Source organism: Roseicella aerolata, assembly GCF_020523605.1.
GTDB lineage: Bacteria > Pseudomonadota > Alphaproteobacteria > Acetobacterales > Acetobacteraceae > Paracraurococcus > Paracraurococcus aerolatus.
This window is the reverse complement of sequence record NZ_JAJAQI010000004.1, coordinates 81591-101888: the sequence shown is the minus strand read 5'-3', so window position 1 is coordinate 101888 and position 20298 is coordinate 81591. Positions and strand designations below refer to the sequence as shown.

The 20298-nt window shown below is 72.4% G+C and carries 17 protein-coding genes; 4 read left to right on the top strand and 13 right to left on the bottom strand.

Going from position 1 to position 20298, the window contains the following annotated elements:
* Nucleotides 1-185: 185 nt before the first annotated feature.
* The 5 genes from dnaN to mutM all read right to left on the bottom strand — a co-directional run bounded on the left by dnaN (nucleotide 186) and on the right by mutM (nucleotide 5504).
* Nucleotides 186-1313: a DNA polymerase III subunit beta gene (gene dnaN, locus LHA35_RS04115; protein ID WP_226604862.1), complete on the bottom strand. Its 1128-nt coding sequence runs from the start codon at nucleotides 1311-1313 to the stop codon at nucleotides 186-188.
* Between the two features lie 308 nt (nucleotides 1314-1621).
* Nucleotides 1622-3022 (bottom strand): chromosomal replication initiator protein DnaA, encoded by a 1401-nt coding sequence (gene dnaA, locus LHA35_RS04110; RefSeq protein ID WP_226604859.1) that lies wholly within the window; start codon nucleotides 3020-3022, stop codon nucleotides 1622-1624.
* Nucleotides 3023-3391: 369 nt separating this feature from the next.
* Nucleotides 3392-3670 (bottom strand): 30S ribosomal protein S20, encoded by a 279-nt coding sequence (gene rpsT, locus LHA35_RS04105; protein WP_226604857.1) that lies wholly within the window; start codon nucleotides 3668-3670, stop codon nucleotides 3392-3394.
* A gap of 150 nt (nucleotides 3671-3820) precedes the next feature.
* On the bottom strand, nucleotides 3821-4600 hold the full coding sequence (locus LHA35_RS04100) for an enoyl-CoA hydratase (RefSeq protein WP_226604855.1): 780 nt from the start codon (nucleotides 4598-4600) through the stop codon (nucleotides 3821-3823).
* A gap of 31 nt (nucleotides 4601-4631) precedes the next feature.
* Entirely contained in the window at nucleotides 4632-5504 is an 873-nt protein-coding gene (mutM, locus tag LHA35_RS04095) for a bifunctional DNA-formamidopyrimidine glycosylase/DNA-(apurinic or apyrimidinic site) lyase (protein ID WP_226604853.1), read from the bottom strand.
* Between the two features lie 38 nt (nucleotides 5505-5542).
* Between mutM and LHA35_RS04090 the strand changes: the two genes are divergently transcribed.
* The 3 genes from LHA35_RS04090 (at nucleotide 5543) to LHA35_RS04080 (ending at nucleotide 8699) form a co-directional block, all read left to right on the top strand.
* Nucleotides 5543-6316: a class I SAM-dependent methyltransferase gene (locus tag LHA35_RS04090; RefSeq protein WP_226604851.1), complete on the top strand. Its 774-nt coding sequence runs from the start codon at nucleotides 5543-5545 to the stop codon at nucleotides 6314-6316.
* A gap of 707 nt (nucleotides 6317-7023) precedes the next feature.
* Nucleotides 7024-8223 carry an SH3 domain-containing protein gene (locus LHA35_RS04085; protein ID WP_226604847.1) on the top strand — a complete coding sequence of 400 codons (1200 nt, stop codon included), beginning with the start codon at nucleotides 7024-7026 and terminating at the stop codon, nucleotides 8221-8223.
* 254 nt (nucleotides 8224-8477) lie between these two features.
* Nucleotides 8478-8699: a biotin/lipoyl-binding carrier protein gene (locus LHA35_RS04080; RefSeq protein ID WP_226604844.1), complete on the top strand. Its 222-nt coding sequence runs from the start codon at nucleotides 8478-8480 to the stop codon at nucleotides 8697-8699.
* Nucleotides 8700-9089: 390 nt separating this feature from the next.
* Here the strand turns inward: LHA35_RS04080 and LHA35_RS04075 are convergent, their stop codons facing one another.
* Nucleotides 9090-9314 carry a hypothetical protein gene (locus tag LHA35_RS04075; RefSeq protein WP_226604842.1) on the bottom strand — a complete coding sequence of 75 codons (225 nt, stop codon included), beginning with the start codon at nucleotides 9312-9314 and terminating at the stop codon, nucleotides 9090-9092.
* Nucleotides 9315-9411: 97 nt separating this feature from the next.
* Here LHA35_RS04075 and LHA35_RS04070 point away from each other — a divergent pair, with 97 nt between their 5' ends.
* The gene (locus LHA35_RS04070; RefSeq protein ID WP_226604839.1) at nucleotides 9412-9657 is read left to right on the top strand and encodes a DUF1272 domain-containing protein; all 246 of its coding nucleotides are present in this window, start codon (nucleotides 9412-9414) and stop codon (nucleotides 9655-9657) included.
* A gap of 170 nt (nucleotides 9658-9827) precedes the next feature.
* Here the strand turns inward: LHA35_RS04070 and LHA35_RS04065 are convergent, their stop codons facing one another.
* The 7 genes from LHA35_RS04065 to LHA35_RS04035 all read right to left on the bottom strand — a co-directional run bounded on the left by LHA35_RS04065 (nucleotide 9828) and on the right by LHA35_RS04035 (nucleotide 20172).
* Nucleotides 9828-11210, bottom strand: coding sequence for an aldehyde dehydrogenase family protein (locus LHA35_RS04065; protein ID WP_226604836.1), 1383 nt, complete (start codon nucleotides 11208-11210; stop codon nucleotides 9828-9830).
* A gap of 346 nt (nucleotides 11211-11556) precedes the next feature.
* Nucleotides 11557-12771 carry a hydroxysqualene dehydroxylase gene (locus LHA35_RS04060; protein WP_226604834.1) on the bottom strand — a complete coding sequence of 405 codons (1215 nt, stop codon included), beginning with the start codon at nucleotides 12769-12771 and terminating at the stop codon, nucleotides 11557-11559.
* Nucleotides 12772-13129: 358 nt separating this feature from the next.
* Nucleotides 13130-14785 carry a squalene/phytoene synthase family protein gene (locus tag LHA35_RS04055; protein WP_226604832.1) on the bottom strand — a complete coding sequence of 552 codons (1656 nt, stop codon included), beginning with the start codon at nucleotides 14783-14785 and terminating at the stop codon, nucleotides 13130-13132.
* 14 nt (nucleotides 14786-14799) lie between these two features.
* Nucleotides 14800-15894, bottom strand: a complete 1095-nt coding sequence (locus LHA35_RS04050; protein WP_226604830.1) for a glycosyltransferase — start codon at nucleotides 15892-15894, stop codon at nucleotides 14800-14802.
* A 73-nt stretch (nucleotides 15895-15967) separates the two neighbouring features.
* Nucleotides 15968-16789 carry a lysophospholipid acyltransferase family protein gene (locus tag LHA35_RS04045; RefSeq protein ID WP_226604828.1) on the bottom strand — a complete coding sequence of 274 codons (822 nt, stop codon included), beginning with the start codon at nucleotides 16787-16789 and terminating at the stop codon, nucleotides 15968-15970.
* Nucleotides 16790-16795: 6 nt separating this feature from the next.
* Nucleotides 16796-18397 carry a phytoene desaturase family protein gene (locus tag LHA35_RS04040; RefSeq protein WP_226604825.1) on the bottom strand — a complete coding sequence of 534 codons (1602 nt, stop codon included), beginning with the start codon at nucleotides 18395-18397 and terminating at the stop codon, nucleotides 16796-16798.
* 185 nt (nucleotides 18398-18582) lie between these two features.
* Nucleotides 18583-20172, bottom strand: a complete 1590-nt coding sequence (locus tag LHA35_RS04035; protein WP_226604822.1) for a phytoene desaturase family protein — start codon at nucleotides 20170-20172, stop codon at nucleotides 18583-18585.
* Nucleotides 20173-20298 lie beyond the last annotated feature (126 nt).

Genomic DNA, 20298 nt, shown 5'->3' with positions numbered 1-20298 from the left:
CCAAGGGGTAATGCCGGGCCGGCGCGGCTGTGGCGTCATGCGACACGCAACGGGCGCCTGCCCTGACAGGGCAGGGCGCCGTCTGGATGGCCCGGGTGGCGGCAGCCCTCCGGTCCGTGGCCGGGAGCCGCCGTCGTCCCCAGCGCAGTTGCATCGGCGGAAGGCGCGCCCGATGACCGGGGCGGTCAGACCCGCATCGGCATCAGGACGTAGAGCGCCTCGGGCTTCGCCGCATCCCTCACCACCGTCGGTGCCGAGCCATCGGCGAAGCAGAACTCCACCTGATCGGCGATCTGGTCGGTGATGTCGTTGAGGTAGCGCGCCTGGAAGCCGATCTCGAGCGGCGAGCTCTCGTACTTCACGACATCGGCGTCCAGCTCCTCCTGCGCCTGGCCCTGCTCGGCGGAGGTGGCGGAAAGCAGCAGGTGGTTGCGGTCGATGGAGAGCTTCACGGGGCGCGAGCGCTCGGAGCTGATGGCGGCGACGCGGCCCACCGCCTCGGCGAACTCCTTCTTCGTCACCCGCAGGATCTTGTCGTTGCCGCGCGGAATGACGCGCTCGTATTCCGGGAAGGTGCCGTCGATCAGCTTGCTGGTGAGCTGCACGGTGCCGATGTCGAATCGGATCTTGGTGTCGGAGAGGCGGATGGCGATCTCCTCCTGCGTCTCCTCGGCGAGCTTGCGCAGCTCGTTCACCGTCTTCCGCGGGATGATGACGCCCGGCATGTTGCCGGCGCCCTCCGGCAGCGGCTCCTCCACCCGGGCGAGGCGATGGCCGTCCGTCGCCACGGCGCGCAGCACCCGGGTGCCGTCGCTCTCGGTCGCGTGCAGGAAGATGCCGTTGAGGTAGTAGCGCGTCTCCTCCGTGCTGATGGCAAAGCGCGTGCGGTCCACCAGCTCCCGCAGCTGCCCGGCGGGCAGGGAGAAGCCGTGCGGCAGCTTGCCCTCGGTCATGGAAGGGAAATCCTCCACCGGCAGCACGGCGAGGTCGGTATTGAAGCGGCCGGCCCGCAGCTTGAGCGAGGCATCGCCGCCGGCATGGTCCAGCTCGACCTTGGCGCCCTCGGGCAGCTTCCGGACGATCTCGTAGAGAGTCGCGGCCGGCGCGGTGGTGCGCCCGGGGCGGGTCACCTGGACGCCCGGCACCTCCTCCACCACCGCGATCTCCATATCGGTCGCGGTCAGCTTCAGCGTGCCGTCCTGCACGGCGATCAGGACATTGGCCAGGATGGGGATGGTGTTGCGGCGCTCCACCACGCTCTGCACATGGGCCAGCGCCTTGAGCAGGATCGCCCGTTCCACCGTGAACTTCATGCCACCCAGGCTCCCCCGACGATCCGTTCAGTCGCTGCCATTCGCCATCCGGACCCGCCCCGGCGGACGGATGGGCCCGGCAGTTTATCAGCCCCGATTCGAGCCGATAAGGTAGGGTTTTCAGTCGCCAACACCAAGGGTGGCGTTACGGAGCCGGTGAGACAGGGCGTACCGGGCCGCCCACCCGTCCGCCGCCGCCCGGGCCTTGCCCGCCCCCCCCGGCGCGCCGCGGTTTCGCGGCCAGGGCAGGTCGGAACGGAACCGTCATGGGCAGCCGAATGCGGCGCAGTCGGCGCCCGGCCGGGCCGTCAGGTCTCCAGCATCTTCCGCAGCAGCGCCACATCCTCGGCGAAGCTCGCATCCTGCGCGATCAGCTCGGAGACGCGGGAGACGGCATGCATGACCGTGGTGTGGTCGCGGTTGCCGAAGCGGCGGCCGATCTCGGGCAGGCTGCGCTGCGTCAGCTGCTTCGCCAGGTACATCGCCACCTGCCGCGGCCGCGCCACGTTCCGCGCCCGGCGGGCGGAGACCATGTCGGTCAGGCGCAGGTTGTAGTGCTCCGCGACCTTGCGCTGGATCTCCTCGATCGAGACCCGCTTCTCATGCGCCCGCAGGACGTCGTGCAGCACCTCATGCGCGCTGTCGACCGTGATCGGCCGGCCGAAGAGGTTGGCATGCGCGACCAGCCGGTTCAGCGCCCCCTCCAGCTCGCGGACGTTGCTGGTGATCTTGGTCGCCAGCAGCTCCATCACCTTGGGCGGCACCAGCACCTGCGCCGCCGCCGCCTTGGCCTGCAGGATGGAGAGGCGCAGCTCGTAGGTCGTCGCGTGCAGGTCGGCGACCATGCCGCAGCCGAGCCGCGTGCGCAGCCGGTCCTCGATGCCCGCGAGGTCGGAGGGCGGCTTGTCCGAGGAGACGACGATCTGCTTGCCCTGGTCCACCAGGGCGTTGAAGGTGTGGAAGAACTCCTCCTGCGTGTTGTCCTTGCCGATCAGGAATTGCAGGTCGTCGATCATCAGCACGTCGACGGCGCGGAGCGTCTCCTTGAACTCCATCGTGCTCTGGCTGCGCAGCGCGGCGATGAAGCGGTACATGAATTTCTCGGCGCTCATATAGGCGACGGTGCGCGCCGTCTCGCCCTCGCGGATCGCCCAGGCGATGGCATGCATCAGGTGGGTCTTGCCGAGGCCGACGCCGCCATAGAGGAAGAGCGGGTTGAAGCCCGGGCTCGCCGGGCGCTCCGCCACGCGGCGGGCGCAGGCATGGGCGAACTCGTTCGGCTTGCCGACGACAAAGGTGTCGAAGGTGAAGCGCGCCTCGAGCGGGACCACCCAGTCCGAGCGCGGGTCGGAGGTGCGGGGCTCGGCCGGCGGCCGCGGCGCGGGCGCCAGGCTCTCGGCGAGGCCGGAGGGTTCCGGCCGCGAGGATGCCATGCCGGCGCCATCGGCCATCACGGGCTCGGCCGTCGCGGCCTGGGCGACGCGGATCTCGACACGGCGAACATTGGCGTCCTCGGCCTGCCAGAGGGCGCGCAGGCGATCGCCGTAATGGCTGTTGACCCAGTCCCGCAGGAAGCGCGTGGGCAGCAGGATGACCGCTTCGTCGCCATCGATGCCCTGCAGGGTCATCTGGCGCAGCCAGGTGCGGTACTCGACCTCGCCGACCTCGTCACGCAGGCGGGCGCGGATGCGGGCCCAACAGGCGACCATCTGTCCGGACGTCTCGGGGGGCAACCGCCGGCCTCCTTCTGCTCCCAACGCCTGCCGGCGCGCGGACAACGTCGAACCGCCCCACCGGGATTACGGCCCCGCGGCAGGAGTCCAAGATAAGCGGATGCGTGCTGTTCAGAGGGTCACGTTCCGGTCGTCCTGGCAGGAGTGATCTTATCCCGGCTGCCAAGTCGGCGCAAATAGTAACTCGCGAAACCGAGTTGCGATGAAGTAGTGCCCGATCAGGTTCCCTGGAATAGATTAGTAATTCCCAAGAACTCAGGCACTTCACTCGCAGACAAAAAGCACAGGCAGCACCTGCACTTCTTGCAAGAACACGATATCGTCCGCCGGAACGCGAAACCAGGCTCAGGCCTGGGCGGCGGTGTCCAGCGACTTGATGCGGGCGGACAGGCGGGAAAGCTTGCGCGCCACCGTGTTGGCGTGGAAGACGCCCTTGGTGGCCGCCCGCTGCAGTTCCGGCTGCGCCGCCTTCAGGGCATCCTGCGCCTGGGACTTGTCGCCGCCGGCAATCGCCTGCTCGACCTTGCGGAGGAAGCTGCGCACCCGGGACTTCCGCGCGCGGTTGCGGATCGTGCGCTTCTCGGTCTGGCGGATGCGCTTGCGGGCAGAGGCCGTGTTCGCCATGGGGTGTGATTTCGACTCAAAGACAGAGTGACGGGGGGCGTACCAGGGGCACGCGGGAAGGGGGCTTCTACAGGCGCGCGCCGCGCGCCGTCAAGCGAACGGTACCGCACAGCCGCGCCATGCACGCGATACGTGCAGCACCGGCGCGGCTTATCGATTGCGGAACTGCGCCTTCCGCTTCTCCGCGAAGGCGGCCATGCCCTCCTTCTGATCCTCGGTTGCAAACAGCGCCTGGAACACGCGCCGCTCGAATTTCACGCCCTCGGCCAGCGTGGTCTCATAGGCGCGGTTCACCGCCTCCTTCGCCACCGCGACCGCGGGCGCGGAGAGTTCGGCGATCTTCTCGCCAAGCTTCACCGCCTCCGCCACCACCTCGGCCGCCGGGACCACCCGGGCAACGAGATTCGCGCGCTCGGCCTCCGCCGCATCCATCATGCGCGCGGTCAGGATCATCTCCATGGCCTTGGACTTGCCGATGGCGCGCGTCAACCGCTGCGTGCCACCCGCGCCGGGAATGACGCCGAGATTGATCTCCGGCTGGCCGAATTTCGCGTTGTCGCCGGCCAGGATGATGTCGCACATCATCGCCAGTTCGCAGCCGCCGCCCAGCGCATAGCCCGCGACCGCCGCGATCACCGGCTTCTGCACGAAGGTCACCGCCTCCCACCGCTTGCCGATGAAGTCGTCCAGATAGACGGCCGGGTAGCGCCGCGCCTGCATCTCCTTGATGTCGGCGCCGGCGGCGAAGGCCTTCTCATTGCCGGTGATGACGATGGCGGCGATGGCGGGGTCGGCGTCATAGCCGCGCAGCGCCTGGCCGAGTTCGTCCATCAATTGGTCGCAGAGCGCGTTCAGCGCCTTCGGACGGTTGAGGCGAATGATCGCCACCCGCCCCTGCACCTCCGTCAGGATCATCCCGTACTCGGCCATGCGCGCCTCCATTCCTTGGGGCGGCACCATATCAGCGCTGCGTCCTCGGGCAATGGAAGGTGGCCCGCCCCGCCTGGACGATGCGGCGGATCCCCGGGCAGGGCGGCACGTCCCCGGCGGAGCCGGACCAGGACAAATTAGGACATGCCTCGCAGGGCTGCCCCTCCCGGTCATAGACCTTGAACCGCTCCTGGAAAAAGCCGATGCCGCCATCCGCCTGGACATAGTCGCGCAGCGAGGAGCCGCCCGCGGCGATGCTCTCCTCCAGCACCGCCCTGATCGCCGGCACCAGCCGCAGCGCGCGCGCGCCGGCAACGCTCGCTGCCAGGCGCTTCGGCGAGATGCCGGCGCGGAACAGCGCCTCCGAGACATAGATGTTGCCGAGCCCCGCCACGACCTTCTGGTCGAGCAGCGCGGCCTTGATCGGCGTGCGCCGGCCGGCGAGCGCGGCGCTCAGCACCGCTGGGGTGAACGCCTCCTCCAGCGGCTCCGGCCCGAGCCCGGCCAGCAGCCGATGCCCCTCCTCCGCCGCGGTCGGCACCAGGTCGACGCAGCCGAAGCGGCGCGGGTCGACGAAGCCGACGCGGATGCCCTCCTCCGTTTCCAGCGCCAGGTGCTCATGCGCCGCGGGCTGGTTGGGCAGATCCGCCGCCCGCCGCGCCACCATCCGGCCGGACATGCCGAGATGGATCAGCACGCTGTCCCCGCCCGAGAGGCGCATCAGCATGTACTTGCCGCGCCGGCGGAACCCCTCGACCCGCGCGCCGGTCAGCCGCACCGCGAGGCCATCCGGGAAGGGCCAGCGCAGGTCCGGCCGGGCGATGCTGGCGGCGCGGATCACCCGTCCCTCCAGCACCTTGCGCAGGCCGCGCATCACCGTCTCGACTTCCGGCAGTTCCGGCATATGTCCCACCACTCCTGTCGGGGCTATGGTGGAAGCGCATGAGCGAACGCAATACCCCCGACGCCGCCCCCCCCGGCGCCGAGACGATCGATTTCGGCTACCGGGCGGTCCCGAGGACCGAGAAGGCCAGCCTGGTCCGCCAGGTCTTCGACAGCGTGGCGCCGCGCTACGACCTGATGAACGACCTGATGTCGCTCGGCATGCACCGGGCCTGGAAGCATGCCTTCGTCGCGGCCATCGCCGCCTCCCCACGGGAGGCCCTGCTCGACCTCGCGGGCGGCACCGGGGATGTTTCCTTCCGCGCGCTGGAGCGCGGGGCGGGGCGCGTCATCCTCTCCGACATCAACCCCTCCATGCTCCAGGTGGCGCAGGGCCGGGCGCTGGAGCGGGGCCTCGCCGCCAACCTGATGTTCCTCTGCGCCGATGCGGAGCGGCTGCCGCTGCCGGATCGCAGCGTCGAGAAGGTCTCGATGGCCTTTGGCCTGCGCAATTGCACGGACAAGCCGGCGGTGCTGCGGGAGGTCCGGCGGGTGCTGCGCCCGGGCGGGCGCTTCCACTGCCTGGAGTTCAGCCGGGTGGAGGTCGCGGCCCTCGCCCCGATCTACGATGCCTGGTCCTTCAAGGTGCTGCCGGAACTCGGCCGGCGCGTGGCGAATGACGCGGAGAGCTACCAGTACCTGGCCGAGAGCATCCGCATGTTCCCGGACCAGGAGACGCTGGCGCGGATGATGCGGGAGGCGGGGCTGGAGCGGGTGCAGCACCGCAACCTGACCGGCGGCATCGTCGCCATCCATACCGGCTGGCGGTTGTAATCCGTCCTGCCAACGGCTGTCGGTCACGGCGCATCAACGACCCCTTGATCGCCGGGCGGCTTGCTCCGCAGGGCCTGGCCGCGCCGTGGTTGCGGCGCCCGTCCGGGCGCCCGGCATGAATGAGCATCCAGGCCGCTGATCCAAGGACCGGGCGGCGCCGGCAGAGGATCACTCCGCCCCACCCATAGGCGCCGTGCGCGCCGGGTCGTCCCCCCTCTCCGGCCGCAGCCCAGCCACGCGTCCCGCCGGCAGTTCCCCGTCACTGCCGCCCCCGGCATCGTCCCCCGCCGGGACCGCCCCGGTGCCCATCCCTGTCGCGGGCCGCGGCCGGGATGGCCGCGGCGGGTCCGGGCACCAAGCCGACTTCGCCGCCGATACGCGCCCATCTCCCCGGCGGGATGCAGGCCCGCGGGCGGCGGCGCGGCTGCCACGGGGCAACCATCCCTGTCCCGCGCGGTTGGAACCGGCCGATTCGGGCAGGGACCGCAATGCCCAGGCCCGCCTGGGCCGCCGCGGCCGCCTACCGGCACCGCGGCGCCCGGTCGCATCCAAAGCCGCCGAGCTTGCAGGCAGATGCTGCGTTGCCGGGGCCAGGAGCGTATACAAACAGACGCCTCGGGGGAGTCCGGCGCGCGGGGGTGCGCCGGACGGAGGCATCGAGGGGGCTCGTTCCATCCATGATTCAGCAGCGCGAGAGGCTTTACCAATTGGACAGGCCGATCCTCGCCCAGGAGGCTGCCGCGCCGATGCCGGCGCCGCCCAGCATCGTGCCGCCCGGCTGGATCGGGCTCGAACGATGCAACCTCAGCCCGGCCCTCGGCCAAGTGCTGGAGGTGCCGCATGTGCTGCTGCACCCGGAGGTTGGCGTCGCCCTGATCGATATCGCGCCCGGGCAGACGAAGGAGGCCGAGGCGGCCTTCCGGGCCAGGCTGGAGACGGCCCGCTTCGCCGCCATCTTCCCCGGATACCTGCCCGTCATTCACCTCCAGGTGCCGCCGAGCGCGCTCGACCAGCTCGCCCCCCTGCTGACGGCGGCCTTTGCCGACCTGCCGCCGGTCAGCCTGCCGGGTGGCGATGGCTGGGTCAGCGTGGTGCGGCGGGCCCTGGCGCCGCGCATGTCCGGCCGCGCCGCACCATCGCCGGCCGCGCCCACCCCCGACCGGCGGGCGCCGCCCATCATGCTGAACCGCGAGGTGGCGGCGCAGCGCGCGGGGCTGGCGCCCTCGCCCGAGACGGAGGTGCCACCGCTGCCGGACGAGGCACGATCCCGCTTGCGCCCGGTTCCGGTCGTGGTCGGGCTGGCGGCGCTGGCTGCGACCCTGGCTGCCGCCGCGATGTTCTGGAGCGGGCCACGGAGCACGGAGCCCCCTGTGACGGTGGCTGCCATGCCGGAACGGAGCGGGGATGCGCAGCCCACTGCCGCTCCGCTGGCCGGCGGCGGGGCGCCCTCCCCGGCCCCCCTGGTGCCGCGCAACCCGGCGCCAGGCCTCGGCAGCACCGCCGCTCCCGCACCGCTGCGGGCACCGGATGCGAGCCCGCCGCCGGTGGCGGCCACGCCCGCACCGCCGCGGGACCGTGTCGCGACGTCGCCCCGCCTGCCGGAGGCCGCCCCCCCCGCACCGCCACCGCCCCAGGAGCGTGCCGCGCCCCCGCCCCCCACGCCTGCGGTCGCCATCCTGCCGCCTCCCGCACCGCCGCCGGCTGCGGATCGCGTGCCGCGCGTCATGGTGCGGGCAGCGGCCAATCTGCGCGCCGCCCCGGAGAACCGGGCGCCCGTCCTCCGCATCGCGCCGCAGGGCGAGGTGCTGCGTGAGTTCAGCCGCTCCCGCGATGGCTGGGTGGAGGTGGGCGACACCAGGCCGCAGGGCTGGATCTTCTCCAAGCTGCTGGTGCCGGCGAAGCCCTGAGCGGCAGTTCGATTTTGGACCATGGGGTTGCCCGGGCCTGCCCCGGCGCTGACGCCTCGGCTCCGCAGGCAGAGCGGCGAATTCGGCCGATGGCAGGCCGCCACCGGTTCGCGCCGCCAGGCAACGTGCGGCGCGGGCCTGGTCGGTCCTCCCAGGCCATGCGCGCCGGCATCGCGCGCCGCTGCCGGCAAGCCGGCTTGACCCTGCCGGCTGCTCCGCCTGCAATGGCACCAACATCCAAAGGGAAGCGCGCCATGGCGGAAATCCGCGTGAAGTCCGAGATCGCCGGCTCGGTCTGGAAGATCCTGAAGCAGCCGGGCGAGGCGGTGGCAGCGGAGGACAGCCTCATGCTGCTGGAATCCATGAAGATGGAGATCCCGGTGGTCGCGCCGCGCGACGGCACCGTGCTCGAATGGCGGGTGGCGGAAGGCGAGGCGGTGGCCGAGGGTGACGTGGTGGTACTGCTACGGATCTGACGCAAGGCGCCATGGCAACCGGGACGCGGCAGGGTCCGGAAGCGACCTGCGCCCGGAGCCTGCACGCGGAGCCGGAGCCTGGATCCTCCTCAGGCTGGCCGTGCGGCCGGAGGCTAGAGCGGATCGCGGAGGGGCGTGAACGCCCGGGAGCGTGAATCTGCTCGAAAAACAAAGAGCTACAGCGGATGGGCGTTCAGTTCCGAACGCAATCCGCTGTAATGCAGCGCATCATTCCTTTTGTTCCGCATGAATGCCCACACATTCATGCGGCTTCAGCCGCCGATGGCGGCTGCAAGCAAGGACTTGCGCTGGTCGGTAGCAGTTTGCCACCGGCAGAACCGACCCGCCGGGAATGAAAACCAGGCGCGGCCACTGCGCCGCCGGCCGGGATCAGGTGGCGCCCGCGCCGGTCAGGTCAGGGCCAGAATCCTCCGTGTCGCGCGGATGGTCGATGCCGCTGCGGTCGCGGCGGGTCGGGCGCGCATCGGCCGGGTCGGCGGGCGCGGCACCATCGGTGCCGGCCTGGCGCTCCGATGGCTGGTCCGGCGCGGCGCGGCCGGGATCGTCGGGCGCTTCGCCGGACCGGGTCGGCTTCGGGATCGTGCCATTGCTCATCATCGCTGAACGCCGCCCCCTGCCCGGGGGTTCGCGCGAGGCTTGACCCGGCGGCGGGCGGCACCGAGGCTGCGTCGCGCACCCGGGAGGCCACGCCATGCTCGAACTCCGCCCCTGCTGCGAATGCTGCGGTACGGATCTGCCCCCTGCGAGCCAGGAGGCGCGGATCTGCTCCTATGAATGCACCTTCTGCGCAGCCTGCGCCGATGGCGTGCTGCGCGGCCACTGCCCGAATTGCGGCGGTGAGCTGGTGCGCCGCCCCATTCGCCCCGCGGAGCGCCTGCTGAAGCACCCCGCCAGCACGGTCCGGAAGGTGAAGACCATGGGCTGCACGGCAGGCTGAAAGACCCAGGGACATGGGAGGAGGCGTGGCGGGAACCCCCCCCCTCCCGTATCGGCCTATCTCATACCCGACTCATGACATGCTGACGCATGTCCTGCCTCAAACGCCGGCGGCCCTCCGGGCCTTGGCTTCGCGCGCCCGGCCCGCTCCGCGGGCCGCAGGTCGGGACGTCATGAGCCAAGTGTCAGAACCTGCCGGATGAGCTTCCGGCTCCGCTCCGTCCGGGGCGGGTCAAGCAGGCGCGACAGGCTCCAGCGCCCATGCGTCACGCGGGCGCGCAACAGGCTGAATTCCAGGAACCCGGCCTCCCCGTTCCGCCGCCCGAAGCCGGAGGCACCGGTGCCGCCGAAGGGCAGCGCGGGAAAGGCCGCGTATTCCACGCAGCGGCCGGAGACCAGCGCCCCGCTCCGGGTGGCGGCGGCGACCTGAGCCTCCTCCCGCCATGTCGCGCCGAAGAGGTAGATGGCCAGCGGGCGCGGCCGCGCCGCGATCCAGGCGATGGCGGCCGCGAGATCGGGCAGCGGCTGCATGGCCAGCACCGGGCCGAAGATCTCGTCCTGGTGCAGCGGATGGCCGGGCGGCGCCTCGGCCAGCGCCAGGGCACGGTGGCGGCCGGCACCGGGCGCCGCCAGCGGGGTCAGGGCCGCGCCGGCGCAGAGGGCATCCAGCCGCGCCGCCTGCCGGTCATTCACCACCACCGTATCGGGCAGGCCGATGCCGCTGGCGCGGCAGGCCGCCGCGAACTCCGCCGGCGCGTGGCCGACCAGCAGGACGGTGTCGGGGGCGATGCAGGTCTGGCCGGCATTGATCGCCTTCCCCGCGAGGATCGCGCGCGCCGCCTCCGCCAGGTCGGCGCCGGGCAGCACCAGCGCCGGGCATTTCCCGCCGAGTTCCAGCGTCAACGGCACCAGGTTCGCGGCCGCGGCCTGCATGACCTTGCGGCCGGTCTCCGTGCCGCCGGTGAAGACCAGATGGTCCCAGGGCTGCGCGGCGAAGGCGGCGGCGACATCCGGGCCGCCCGGGATCACCCGGGCGATGTCCTGCCCCCAGGCCTCGGCGAGCAGCTCCGCCAGCAGCGCCGCGGTGCGCGGCGTCGCCTCGGCCGGCTTGAGGACGACCCGGTTGCCGGCGGCGACGGCATCCACGGCCGGCAGCAGGGCGAGTTGGAGGGGGTAGTTCCAGGGCGCCATGATGCCGATGACGCCCTTCGGCACCGGCTCGATCGCCGCGCGGGCCGGCCAGAAGGGAAAGGGCACGCCGGCGCGGCGCGGCTTGGCCCAGCGGTGCAGGCGCGCGGCGCTGTGGCGCGCCGCGTCCACCACCAGCTTCACCTCGGCCAGCAGCGTCTCCTCGATGCAGCGGCCGCCGTAATCGGCATCGAGCGCGACGGCGATCGCATCGGCGCGGCGGAGCAGCAGGGCGGCCAGCGCCCGCAGCAGGTCCTGCCGCCGGCCGGGCGGCAGGACCCCTTCCTGCGCGGCAAGGGCCCGCAGCGCGGCCAGGGCGGCAGCGGGGCCTTCGATGGCCTCGGTCGGCAGGGCGGTGTCGGGCACGGGCGCTCCTGAAGCTCGTGGCGGAAGAGGTGCATCCGGGCGTGCCGCCTTTCCAGCCCGGCCGTGGCGGCGGATCGTCCGCAAGGCGACAGGCGAGTCGCGCGATCGGGCCGGATCGATCGCGGCCGGCGCCAGGGACATGGCGTGCAGCCGCCGCAGCGGCGCTGCGCGCATCGTGCCGTGCGATGGGAGCACGAGAGGTTCGCTGCACCCCCTCGCGCGGGAAGGGCGGGAGCCGCGCCTCCACGCACGGCCCAGCCGCCCGACCCCGCCCGCGCGCCAGGGCGGCATGGTCCGCCCCCGCCGGGCGAGAACGGCCGGGCCCGGGTGGCCGCCGCATCCGCCGCTACCGCAGCAGCACCCCGGCCGCCGCCTCCCCGCTGCGGACGGAAGCCTCGATGGTCGCCGGCAGCACCGGGTCGGTCCAGTCGCCGGCGAGCGCCAGATTCGCCAGCGGCAGCCGCGGTGGGCGCAGCGGCGGGCCGGGGCTGTGGCGCGGCGTGGCGCGGCGCTCCTTCACCACCCGGCAGGGCGGCGGCGCCTCCGGCCAGTCGCCGGGAAGGCCGAAGGCGAGCGCCGCCCGGCGCAGTTCCGCCCAGGCGCGCGGGCCGAGCACCGCCTGGTCCTCCCGCGCCGCCGCATCCCCGGCGCTGACCGTGACGCTGACGCCGGTGGGCCGCACCAGCACCCATTGGCAGAGCGCCTCCAGCATGCCGATGAAGCGGACGGGCCCGGCCCCCCGGCGGGCGTAATGGAGATTGACGATCGGGGCGTAGCCGGTAGGCGTCTCGAGATGCGGCAGCAGGCGCTGGCTCTCCCAGGGCGGCGTCGCCAGCACCACGGCATCGCCGGGGCCGAGCGGCACGGCCTCCTCGCCGAAATCGAGCGCGACGACGCGGCCGCCCTGCGTCACCAGCCGGCGCAGCCGGGCGCCGAAGCGGAGGGTGGCGCCGGCGCGCTCCAGCGCCGCGAGCGCCGGCGCCACGAGATCCGGCCCGAGCCCGTCGCGCGCCACCAGCAGCCGCGTCGCGCCGCGCCCGCCGAGCCGCCGCAGCACCGCGCCGAGACGGTTGGCGGAGGCCTCCTCGCTCGGCGTGTTCAGCGCCGCGATGACCAGCGGATCGACGAAGCCGCGATGGAATTCGGGATGCGCCGCCATGGCCGGGCCGACCGCGCGGTCCCGCCCCGGCAGCGCCAGTCTCGCCAGCGCCAGCAGCGCGCCGCCCGAGAGGCCGGGCGGCCGCAGCGCCGGGTCACGCCAGCCGAAAGGGGAGAGCGCGACGCGGAAGGCCCGGCCATCCCGCAGGTCGAGCACCTGCAGGCCGTCCGGCTCCGGCTCCACCCAGCCCTCCAGCGCGCCGATGCGCCGCAGCAGGCCGAGCGCGGCGGTATTGGCCCCGAGCAGCGCATGGGTGCCGTTATCGGTGCCGTCCGGCAGGGCGCGGCAGCGCCCGCCGGCATTCGGGGCCGCCTCATGCAGGACGACCGGGCGGCCGGCCTCGGCGAGCGCCAGCGCCGCGGCGAGGCCCGCGACGCCGGCGCCGATCACATGGATGGTCATGGTGTCATACCTGGCTCATGACATGCGGACGCATGTCGTGCCTCGAATGCCGGCGGCCCACCGGGCCCTGCGCGCCCGGCCCGCTCCGCGGGCCGCAGGTCGGGACGTCATGCGCCAAATGTCAGGCGCGCTCCGGCCATGGCGGCACCGGTCAGGGCCAGGCGGCGGCCAAGGCCAGGCATGATGGCCTGCCGCCCGGCACGGATCCGGACCGGCCCGCACGCCGGGTCCGCGCGCGGCCACCGCCTGGGCGGAGGCAGGTCTTGATGCCGCCGGGCCGCGGGTGCCGAGGCCGGGCGCCTGCCGGCCCGGCACCGCGGCGGGGCCGGTGCGCGGCGGAAGCAGGGGAAATGCCGGCTCACATCGCCCGCCCGAAGCCGAGCGCCATCCAGGCCATGCGCAGCTTCTCGCCGGTGGTCAGCCGCGGCCGCTCGCCACGCGCCTGCCAGCCGCGCGCCAACAGCCGGTCGAGCAGCCGCCGGTAGCCCCACATCATGACGGCTGCCGGCAGCATCGCCCCGGCGTCGAAGGCGCGGATGTCCCGCTCCGCCGCGGCGAAGCCCTCGCGCGCCCGCTCGCCGAGCCGGGCGCAGATGGCGGGGAAGCGGGGATGCGCGACGATCTCTTGCGCCGGCCCGTCCGGGATGCCCTCGGCCGCGAGGAGATCGCGCGGGACATAGACCCGTTCGCGCAGCGCATCCTCGTCCACGTCGCGGAGGATGTTGGTGAGCTGGAAGGTATGGCCGAGCGCCAGGCCGAACCCTTCCGCCTCCGGCGCGCCGAAGATGCGCACGCTCATCGCGCCGACACTGCCGGCGACGCGGCGGCAATAGAGGTCGAGATCGGCCTCCGTCTCCAGCCGCAGCCTGTCGGCGCTGTCCGTCTCCATGCCGGCGATCATCGCCTCGCATTCGGAGAGCGGCACGCCATGCGCCTGCCGCGCCCAGGCCAGTTCCCGCGAGAGGACGCAGTCCGGCGCCGTGAGCTTGCGCCGCCAGTCCGCGAGGAAGCGGCGCTTCTCGCCTTCGGGCATGGCGCCATCGGCGATGTCGTCCACCGCCCGGCAGAAGGCATAGACCGCCCAGAGCGCCCGCCGCCGCCCCCCCTTCAGCGCCGCCATGCCGCGGGCGAAGGAGGAGCCGGCGCGGGAGACGCGGGCGGCGACGATCGGCGCATCCCGCGGCCCGAGGGTGACGGCCCCGGCCAGCGCCGCGGCGAAATCGGCCTTGGTCAGCGCGACGCGTCCCAGCACCGGGTCGCCCTGCCGCAGCCGCGCCAGCAGCCGCCGGCCGCAGCCGATGGTCATGGCGGACTGGATCGCCAGGCGGCGGGACCGCAGCAGCCGCGGCAGGGCGCTGGCGCGGTCGAGCTGCTCCTCGACCCGGTCGAGCGCCGCGTCCAGCACCGCCCGCCGCTGCGCCGTGTTCTTCGGATCGAAGAAGGCCGCCTCGCCGCCGGCGAGGTCCATCCAGGCGACCGGCAGGTAGATCCGGCCGAGCGAGTCCCGGTCCGGCACCAGGTCCTGCAGGTGGTTCAGCACCTGCAAGGCGGTGCAGAGCGCATCCGCCGCGGCATTGGCCGGGGCATTCGCGCTATCCCCATGCAGCCGCAGCAGCATCCGCCCGACCGGGTCGGCGGAGCGGCGGCAGTAGTCCTCCAGCTCCGCCCAATCGGCATAGCGGTGCTTCACCGCGTCCTGGCGGAAGGCGGAGAGCATCAGCCGCGCCTCCTCCACCCCGACGCCGGCCCGGTGCATCGCCGCCGCCTCCGGCACCGCGGTGGCCGGCTCGTCCAGTGCCCGTTCGATGGCGTCCAGCCGGCGGAGCTTCTCCTCGGGCGGCAGGTCCGGGCTGTCCCCGATATCATCCGCGACGCGGACGAAGCGGTAGAAGGCCATGACCCTGGCCCGCAGCGGCCTGGCCAGCAGCAGGGAGGCGGTCGGGAAATTCTCCTCGTCGTGGTCGCGCGTCGGCGTCGCGGAGACGGCGAGGCTGGTGCCCCCGGGGGGGCTCAATTCGACGGGGGCACTCATGCCGCCTTTGTGGCCGGATATGCGCGCCCTTTCCAGCCCGCCGGCCGGCCCATCGCCCAGCGCGCCAGCGCCCACCACTGGATGGCCAGCGCCACCAGCATGGTCAGGGGGTGCAGCGGAATGGTCCACCAGGGCTCCCGCACCCGGATCGTGACGGCCGCGCGCAGCGCCAGCATCAGCGCAATGGCGAGGAAAGCCTGGGGTTCCGGCAGCAGCGCCCAGGGCCAGAGATGCGCGCCGGCCAGCAGCACGGTCCAGATCGGCAGGCCGAGCGGGGTCGCCATCCCTTCCCGAGCGTTCTTCAGGAAGCCGGCCCAGCTCTCCCGGAAGCCGCGATACATGCGGCAGGTCGCCAGCGGGGCGCCGTCCACCACCTCGGTCCGGTGCCCCTCCGCCCGGAAGCGGCGGGCCAGGGCCAGCCCGTCATGCAGCACGCGGCGCACCGCGCCATGGCCGCCGATGGCCTCGTAGGCGCGCCGCTCGCAGAGGACGAGTTGCCCGCAGGCGGCGGCCAGGTCCGGCCGCACCGTCTCCGCCCGCCCGCCGCCGGGCAGGTAGCCGAGCAGGAGGAAATTGATCCCCGGCACCGTCAGCGCCTCGCCCACCGAGCCGATGAGCTGCCGGGGCACCCCGCTGACCATGGCGAGGCCCTTCACCTGCGCATGCGCCGCCATGGCCGCCGCCGCGCCAGGCGCGAGCCGCACATCGGCATCGATGAAGAGCAGCCAGTCGCCCCGTGCCGCCTCGGCCAGCCGGGCGCAGGCATGGACCTTGCCGGTCCAGTCCGGCGGCAGGGGCGGCGCCGCGATCAGCCGCACCCGCGGATCGGCGGAGGCGAGGCGCCGGACGATCCCGGCCGTCCCGTCGGTCGAGCCATCATCGATCACCACCACCTCGACCGCGGCGCCGCGGCTGGCCAGCGCCGCCGCGACGCAGGCCTCGATATTCGCGGCTTCGTTGCGAGCGGGGATGAGGATGGAGACGAGGCCCTCGGCCGGTGCCTCCGGCAGCGTCGGCAGGCGCCGCAGGTTATGGACGCCAAGCGCCGCGGGCAGGGCGGTGAGGCCGAGGCAGAGCCAGGTCCAGTCCATCAGGAAAGAACGGGGGGGAAGTATCCCCCCCGCACCCCCCTTCTATTTCTCTGGGCTTTCTCACCTACCGGCTTCATGCGCTTCCTCCCACCGAAGGATCGTGGCGCGGGTCGAAGGGCTTGCCGCGCGCCACGGCCTGCAGCCGGCGCCAGCGCTCATAGATGCCGCCCATGCCCTCCCGGCCCTGCAGCAGGTCGCGGAACCGGGCCGGGTCGCGCGCCATGGCGTCCGCGGCGAGGCGGTCCATGGTGGCCTCCAAAGCACGGGCCAGGGTCTCGGCGCGCGCCTCGCGCTTGAGCGCGGCCAGCGCGGCGCCCTCGATCGGCGGGCCGAACGCGGCCAGCATCTCCGGGGCGCGCTCTGACCAGAAGGGGTACTCGATCGCCATCGGCAGGAAGCGCGCCTCCGGCGCCAGTTCGGGCAGCCGCACCAGGCCGGGCGCCATCGGCACCGGTCGCTCCCGCACATCCATGAAGCGGCCGGGGGCATTCATCCAGAGCATGCGGGAGGGCTCGGCCAGCACCGCCCTGGCCGTGCGCAGGAAGGCCACCGCCCCGCGGGCCGATTGCTGCTCCACCCCGAAGACGCCGAGCCGCCGCATGAAGCCGTAGCGGGAGAGCGCCTGCGCCTCCATCGGGATGAACATGCGCCGCCCCGGGAAGAGCTGCGTCGAGTAGAGCATGAAGGCGACGCCATCCCACCAGGAGGGGTGGTTGGCATAGACCACCAGCGGCCGGCCGGGATCGTCCGGCGGCGGCAGGCCCCATTCGGCGACCCGCACCGCACGCAGATGCCTGCCGGCGAAACGGGCGAAGATGAGGCGGAAGAAGGCGAAGCGCGCCGGCGAGAAGAGCGCGACCGGCGATGCCCCCTCCCCTGCCCGCGCCTCCGCCATGGCGGGCTACTCGGCCGCCATGCGGGCGCGCACGGCGTCGCGCTGCCCCGCGAAATCCGCCTCCGGCCTCATCCCCCGCCCGCCGAGGTCCCGGTCCAGCGCATCGGCGGCGATCCAGCCGCTCATCATCACCATCGGCATGCCCGGGCCCGGATGCGCGGCGCCGCCGCAGAGATAGAGCCCCTTCACCGCCTTCGACCGGTTGCCCGGCTTGAAGGCGCCGGTGAAGGCGCCGTGGCTGGCCAGCCCGTAGATCGCGCCGTTCAGCACCTTGTAGCGCTCATGGATGTCGGCCGGCGTCAGCGCCTGCTCGACCACGATCCGCTCCTCGATATCCTCCATCCCCGCCGTGCGCTTCAGCTTGTCGAGGATCACCTGGCGGTAGGCCGGAAGCATCCTCGACCAGTCATGGTGCGGGCGGAGATAGGGGGTGTGGACCAGCACATAGAGCGCCTCGCCGCCTTCCGGCGCGACGGTGTCGTCCGAGCAGGAGGGCGCGGCGAGATAGGCGGTCGGGTCCGGCGCCGGCTCGCCCTTGCGGTAGATGCTGTCGAACTCCTCCTCCGCGTCGCGGGAGAAGACGAAGCAGTGATGCGCCAGGTGCTCGTAGCGCCTGCGGAGACCCAGGTAGAGCACGACGCCCGAGCAGGCCGGCTCATAGCCCTTCTTCTCGTAGCGCCGGCCGGTCTCGCCGCCCACCAGCTCCTTGTAGGTGCGGATGGCGTCCATGTTGGAGATGACGGCGTCGCAGGCGATCCGCTCGCCCGAGGCGGTGCGGACGGCCTTCACCGCGCCGTTCTCGACCTCGAAGCCGGTCACCTCGGTGTTCGGGCGGAGATCGGCGCCGAGCTCGGCCGCGAGCTTCGCCAGGCCTTCCGCAACAGCGCGGGTGCCGCCCACCGGATACCAGACCCCCTCCGTCGCCTGCATGTCGCCGATCGAGCAGAGCACCGCCGGCGCCTGGTAGGGGTTCGATCCGACATACTGGCAGAAATGGTCCAGCATCTGGGCCAGCCGCGCATCCGGCACATGGCCGCGGATCACCTTCGCCACCGTCCTGCCCATGCGCAGCGCCAAGACGTCACGCATGGTATCCGGGTTGAAATTGGCCCGCATGTCGATGGTGTCGGTGATGCCCTCGACCGACTTCCAGAAGAAGAACTTCTCGGAGATCTCGTGCAGCGTCTCGGCCACCTGCTGGAAGCGGCGGTAGCCGGCGCCCTGGCCGGTGCCGGGGGCGAACTGGTCCATGGCGCGGGCCATGGCCTCCACATTCTCCAGCAGGTCGATGCGGGTATTGTCGTCGAAGAAGCAGCGCCACTGCGGGTCGAGCCGGATCAGCGGCAGCTCCGCCTGTTGGTCCCGGCCTGCCTCGGCATAGATCCGGCGCAGCACGCGCGGCACGGTCAGGATGGTCGGGCCCATGTCGAAGCGGAAGCCCTGGTTGCTGCCGGGACGCTCCGGGTCCGGCAGGTTCAGCACCGCCGCCTTGCCGCCGAGCCAGGGGTTCTTGTCCAGCACCGTCACGCGATGCCCGCGCGCCGCCGCCGTCGCCGCCGCTGCCAGCCCGCCGAGGCCGGACCCCACCACCACGATATGCGAGGCCATGGCCCTGTCTCCTGTCTCCGTCCCCGGATCCGTGCCGGCCGCATCCCGGCCAGCCCGGCCCCGGACCCATGCCTGATCCTGCCCGCGATCGCCGCCCGGTGCTCCCGCCCCAGGCGATCGCGGCCGCTCATTCCCCTTCGCGCGGAGCCCCGCATGCGGGCATGCGCACCCTCCCGCGATCGGTCCTAACGCGCCGGCTGCAGCGCCGGCGCCATCCCGCCGATCGGCGCCTGCACCCGCCCGGGCTGGAGCCCGAGATCCTTGGCGAGCAGCCCGGTGGTGATCCGCGCACCCTCATAGATCACCGGCAGGCCGCTGCCGGGATGGGTGCCGCCACCGACCAGATAGACCCCGTCCACCCCCTCGAACCGGTTCCCCGGCCGGAAGCAGAGCATCTGCCGCAAGTCATGGCTGAGGTTGAAGGTGGCGCCATGGCCGACCGCATAGCTGTCCCGCCACTCGCGCGGCGTCACCACCCGCTCATGGCGGATGCGGCTCTCCAGGTCGCCCAGGCCGAGCAGCGCCAGCCGCTGCATCACCAGGCTGCGGAAGCGCGGCGTCTCCCGCGCCCAGTCCACGCCGCGGGCCAGGCTGTCGCGCATGTTCGGCACCGGCACCAGCAGGTAGAGCGCCGAATGGCCCGGCGGCGCCATGGTGGGGTCGAGGATGCTCGGGTTGTGCAGATAGAGGCTGGGCTCGTCCGGAACGATCCCGGCCTCCAGCTGGCGGATGTTCCGCTCATAGCCCTTGGAGAGCATCACCGTGTGATGCGCGAGTTCGGGGTAGGAGCCCTCGATGCCCAGATAGAGCATGAAGGTCGAGCAGGAATAACGGGCCGTCTCGATCTTCCGGTCGTCCCAGCGCGGGCGCAGCCCCTCCGGCACCAGCCCCGGCATGGCATGCGCGAAATCCGCGTTCATGACGACCGCATCGGCCGGGACATGCCGGCCGCCGACCTGCAGCCCGGTTGCCTTCCGGCCCGCGAAGGCGATGCGCTCGACCGGCGTCTCCAGCCGGATCTCGGCGCCCAATTGCTGGGCCACCCGCGCCATGGCCTCGGAGATCGTGCCGACGCCGCCCTCGATATGCCAGATCCCGTGCTCGTATTCGAGGAAGCTGAGGATCGTGAAGAGGCTGGGGCAGCGGAAGGGCGACATCCCCAGATACTTGGTCTGGAAGGAGAAGGCGAGGCGCACCAGCGGGTGGCTGAAATGCCGCGCCAGGTCCTTGTCCACCGTGCTGTGCGGCCGCAGCAGCGGCAGGCTGCGCAGCAATTCCGGGTGCAGGAAGCGGAAGACGGACTGGAAGGGCTTCTCCAGCACCGGCCGGAAGGCATCCAGCTTGGCGCGGTTCTCGGCGATGAAGGGGCGGAAGCCCCTGGCATCCTCCGGGCAGAGCTTGGCGATCTCGGCTTCCATCCGCGCCGGGTCGGCGCTCGCATCGATGCTCGAGGCATCCTCGAAGAACAGCCGGTAGAGCGGATCGACCCGCCGCAGCGTCACCTCCTCCTCCAGCCGCGTCCCGACGCTCTCGAAGATCTCGGCGATCACGCGGGGGTAGAGGAAGAAGGTCGGGCCCAGGTCGAAGCGATAGCCTTCGGGCGTCGTCATCGTGCGGGTGCGGCCGCCGACGACCTTGTCCTTCTCATAGACGGTGACCTGCACGCCCCGGGCGGCCAGCAGCATCGCCGTGGCGAGGCCACCGGGGCCGGCACCGATAATGGCAACGCGTGTACGGGGGGCTTTCAGGGCAGGGGCGGCAATCGGGGCGTTCATGCGCGGCGGAGGGTCCTGCACTGTCTCATCGGTGTGTGGCAGATGCCCCCGGGCGCCCCATCCGCAAGTGTGCCGCCCCGCAATAAACCGCGCCGTGGCGAGCCTGATCAGCAGGATTGCGCGGTT

Coding starts and splice junctions, on each gene's coding strand:
- LHA35_RS04090 (WP_226604851.1), top strand. CDS start 5,543: ATGAGCGAACGCAATACCCCCGACGCCGCCCCCCCCGGCGCCGAGACG.
- LHA35_RS04080 (WP_226604844.1), top strand. CDS start 8,478: ATGGCGGAAATCCGCGTGAAGTCCGAGATCGCCGGCTCGGTCTGGAAG.
- LHA35_RS04060 (WP_226604834.1), bottom strand. CDS start 12,771: ATGACCATCCATGTGATCGGCGCCGGCGTCGCGGGCCTCGCCGCGGCG.
- LHA35_RS04050 (WP_226604830.1), bottom strand. CDS start 15,894: ATGGACTGGACCTGGCTCTGCCTCGGCCTCACCGCCCTGCCCGCGGCG.
- LHA35_RS04100 (WP_226604855.1), bottom strand. CDS start 4,600: ATGGCCGAGTACGGGATGATCCTGACGGAGGTGCAGGGGCGGGTGGCG.
- LHA35_RS04070 (WP_226604839.1), top strand. CDS start 9,412: ATGCTCGAACTCCGCCCCTGCTGCGAATGCTGCGGTACGGATCTGCCC.
- LHA35_RS04075 (WP_226604842.1), bottom strand. CDS start 9,314: ATGAGCAATGGCACGATCCCGAAGCCGACCCGGTCCGGCGAAGCGCCC.
- dnaN (WP_226604862.1), bottom strand. CDS start 1,313: ATGAAGTTCACGGTGGAACGGGCGATCCTGCTCAAGGCGCTGGCCCAT.
- mutM (WP_226604853.1), bottom strand. CDS start 5,504: ATGCCGGAACTGCCGGAAGTCGAGACGGTGATGCGCGGCCTGCGCAAG.
- LHA35_RS04040 (WP_226604825.1), bottom strand. CDS start 18,397: ATGGCCTCGCATATCGTGGTGGTGGGGTCCGGCCTCGGCGGGCTGGCA.
- dnaA (WP_226604859.1), bottom strand. CDS start 3,022: ATGGTCGCCTGTTGGGCCCGCATCCGCGCCCGCCTGCGTGACGAGGTC.
- rpsT (WP_226604857.1), bottom strand. CDS start 3,670: ATGGCGAACACGGCCTCTGCCCGCAAGCGCATCCGCCAGACCGAGAAG.
- LHA35_RS04035 (WP_226604822.1), bottom strand. CDS start 20,172: ATGAACGCCCCGATTGCCGCCCCTGCCCTGAAAGCCCCCCGTACACGC.
- LHA35_RS04045 (WP_226604828.1), bottom strand. CDS start 16,789: ATGGCGGAGGCGCGGGCAGGGGAGGGGGCATCGCCGGTCGCGCTCTTC.